Raw genomic sequence first — 2,986 nt, 5'->3', positions numbered from 1 at the left:
CCTGAAGCTCAACTACCCCGAAGCCATTGCCCTGATCAGCGCCGCCGTGATGGAGGGCGCACGCGACGGCAAGACCGTGGCCCAACTCATGAGTGAAGGCCGCTCCGTGTTGACCCGTGCCGACGTGATGGACGGCATCGCCGAAATGATCCCGGACATCCAGATCGAAGCCACCTTTCCTGATGGCACCAAGTTGGTGACCGTGCACCAACCCATTGTTTGAACCTCGAAAGCATTGCCATGCGCATCCCAACGTCATCTCGCCTTTTTGTCGCCTCACTCGCTGGCCTGCACGCCCCCGTTTGGGCACACGACGGGCACGGCCTGTGGGGCAGCCACTGGCACGCCACGGACGCCCTGGGTTTTGCCGTCGCCATCGCAGTGGCTTTGGCCACGTGGGCCATTGGCCGTCGTAAATAAGGGGGCCGCATGATCCCCGGTGAATTTCTAATCGACCCCGGCCAACACGCCTTGAACGTGGGCCGCCGCACCTGCACGCTGGTGGTGCAAAACGCCAGCGACCGCCCCATCCAAGTAGGCTCGCACTACCACTTTGCCGAGACCAACGCGGGCTTGCGCTTTGACCGCGCTGCCGCCCACGGCATGCGCCTGAACATCGCCTCGGGCATGGCCGTGCGCTTTGAGCCTGGCCAACAACGCACGGTGGAGTTGGTGGACTATGCGGGAGACCGTGTGGTGTACGGCTTTCGCGGTCTGACCCAAGGCGCACTCGATGCGCAAAACACACAAGGCAACTGACATGGCCCACATCGACAAACGCGCTTATGCCGAAACCTTTGGCCCCACCGTGGGCGACCGCGTGCGCCTGGCCGACACGGCCTTGGTCATTGAGGTGGAAAAAGACTTCACGCTGCAGGCGGGCAGTTATGGTGAAGAGGTCAAATTCGGCGGTGGCAAAACCATCCGCGATGGCATGGCGCAATCGCAGCGGACAAATGCCGCCTACGGAACGGGCCCCGAAGCGCCTGGTGCGATGGACTGCGTGCTTACCAACGCACTCATCATCGACCACTGGGGCATCGTCAAAGCCGACATCGGCCTGCGCGGCAACCGCATCGCCGCCATCGGCAAAGCGGGTAACCCCGACACACAGCCGGGCGTGGACATCATCATCGGCCCCGGCACCGAGATCATCAGCTGCGAAGGCCTGATCGTGACCGCAGGCGGCATCGACTGCCACATCCACTTCATCTGCCCCCAGCAAATCGACGAGGCCCTGACCAGCGGCGTGACCACCATGATGGGCGGCGGCACGGGCCCCGCCACGGGCACCTTTGCCACCACCTGCACACCCGGTCCCTTCAACATCGAGCGCATGCTGCAAGCGGCCGATGCCTTTCCGATGAACCTGGGTTTCTTTGGTAAGGGCAACGCCAGTTTGCCTGCCGCCTTGAACGAGCAAATCAACGCGGGCGTGATCGGGCTGAAGCTGCACGAAGACTGGGGCAGCACGCCATCGGCCATCAGCAATTGCCTGGACGTGGCCGACGAGGCCGACATTCAGGTGGCCCTGCATTCGGACACGCTCAACGAATCGGGCTACGTAGAGAACACCATCGAAGCCACCAAAGGACGCGGCCTGTGCGCCTTTCACACCGAAGGCGCAGGCGGCGGTCACGCGCCCGACATCTTGAAGGTGGTGGGCCAGGCGAACTTTTTGCCCAGCTCGACCAACCCGACCATGCCTTTCACCCACAACACGCTCGATGAGCATGTGGACATGCTGATGGTCTGCCACCACCTGGATGCAAGCATCGCCGAAGACCTGGCCTTTGCCGAAAGCCGCATCCGCAAGGAAACCATCGCGGCCGAGGACATCCTGCACGACCTGGGCGCCATCAGCATGATGAGCAGCGACAGCCAAGCCATGGGGCGGGTGGGTGAGGTCATCATCCGCACCTGGCAGACCGCACACAAAATGAAGCAGCAGCGCGGCAGCCTGCCCGGCGACACCGCGCGCCACGACAACGCCCGCGTCAAGCGCTACATCGCCAAATACACCATCAACCCCGCCATTGCGCACGGCATCAGCCACGATGTGGGCAGCATCGAAGTGGGCAAGTGGGCCGACTTGGTGATCTGGAAACCGGCCTTCTTTGGCGTCAAGCCATCACTGGTGCTCAAGGGCGGCTTCATCGCGCTGGCGGCCATGGGCGACCCGAACGCCTCCATCCCTACGCCGCAGCCGGTGCACTACCGCCCCATGTTTGGCAGCTTTGGCGGCGCGCTCACGCGCAGTGCGCTGACCTTCGTTTCCAACGCGGGGTTGAAAGCGGGCATTGGTGAGCGTTTTGGCTTGCAAAAAACCTTGTCCGTGGCGCGCAACATCCGGGGCGTGCGCAAACAACACATGGTCCACAATGACTACCTGCCCCACATGGAGGTAGACCCCCAAACCTACGCGGTGCGTGCCGACGGGCAGTTGCTGGTGTGCGAGCCCGCCACCAGCTTGCCCATGACCCAACGCTACTTTTTGTTCTGATGATCATCTGCTCCAAACTCATGCCGCAAGGCCGCGGCTTGGCCCGCGTGCTGGTCCAACGCGCCAGCACCCTCACCCTCGACTGGGACACGCGCCAGAAAAGCCGCTTTGACGCGACCGACAGCGCGGGCCGTGCCTTGGGCGTGTTTTTGCCTCGCGGTGCCGTGGTGCGCGGCGGTGATGTGCTGGTGGCCGAAGACGGCTCGCTGATCCGTGTCGAAGCTGCGCCGCAAAGCGTGCTGCGCATCACAGCGTGCACAGAACACGGCTCGCCTTTTGACCTGACCCGCGCCGCCTACCATCTGGGCAACCGCCACGTACCCATCGAACTGCAACCCGACCACCTGAAGATCGAGCCCGACCATGTGCTGGCCGACATGCTGCGCGCCATGCACATGACGGTGGTGGCGGTGTCTGAACCTTTCGAACCCGAAAACGGGGCTTATGGCGACCATGGCGCGTCCTCACAAGGGCATGGGCATG

5 protein-coding genes are annotated in these 2,986 nt (G+C 63.2%); all 5 read left to right on the top strand.

The genetic code is table 11. The features are described 5' to 3' along the window. Nucleotides 1–223 (top strand): urease subunit gamma (locus Q0341_RS05405; RefSeq protein ID WP_299511059.1); only part of this gene is annotated, 223 nt, incomplete at its 5' end. Nucleotides 224–240: 17 nt separating this feature from the next. Further along, the gene (locus Q0341_RS05400; RefSeq protein ID WP_299511058.1) at nucleotides 241–420 is read left to right on the top strand and encodes a hypothetical protein; all 180 of its coding nucleotides are present in this window, start codon (nucleotides 241–243) and stop codon (nucleotides 418–420) included. A 9-nt stretch (nucleotides 421–429) separates the two neighbouring features. Next, entirely contained in the window at nucleotides 430–759 is a 330-nt protein-coding gene (locus tag Q0341_RS05395; protein ID WP_299511057.1) for an urease subunit beta, read from the top strand. A gap of 1 nt (nucleotide 760) precedes the next feature. Next, nucleotides 761–2,503 carry an urease subunit alpha gene (gene ureC, locus Q0341_RS05390; RefSeq protein WP_299511056.1) on the top strand — a complete coding sequence of 581 codons (1,743 nt, stop codon included), beginning with the start codon at nucleotides 761–763 and terminating at the stop codon, nucleotides 2,501–2,503. Further along, on the top strand, nucleotides 2,503–2,986 hold a 484-nt coding region (gene ureE, locus Q0341_RS05385), incomplete at its 3' end, for an urease accessory protein UreE (RefSeq protein ID WP_299511055.1). The genes ureC and ureE, both read left to right, overlap by 1 nt.

Source organism: uncultured Limnohabitans sp. (assembly GCF_937889215.1).
Lineage (GTDB): Bacteria > Pseudomonadota > Gammaproteobacteria > Burkholderiales > Burkholderiaceae_C > Limnohabitans_A.
Note: the sequence above shows the minus strand (reverse complement) of the source record. Positions and strands in the feature narration are given on the sequence as shown.

Bases quoted from the DNA above. Each gene is read 5' to 3' on its own strand.
- ureC (WP_299511056.1), top strand. From the start codon at position 761: ATGGCCCACATCGACAAACGCGCTTATGCCGAAACCTTTGGCCCCACC.
- Q0341_RS05400 (WP_299511058.1), top strand. From the start codon at position 241: ATGCGCATCCCAACGTCATCTCGCCTTTTTGTCGCCTCACTCGCTGGC.
- Q0341_RS05395 (WP_299511057.1), top strand. From the start codon at position 430: ATGATCCCCGGTGAATTTCTAATCGACCCCGGCCAACACGCCTTGAAC.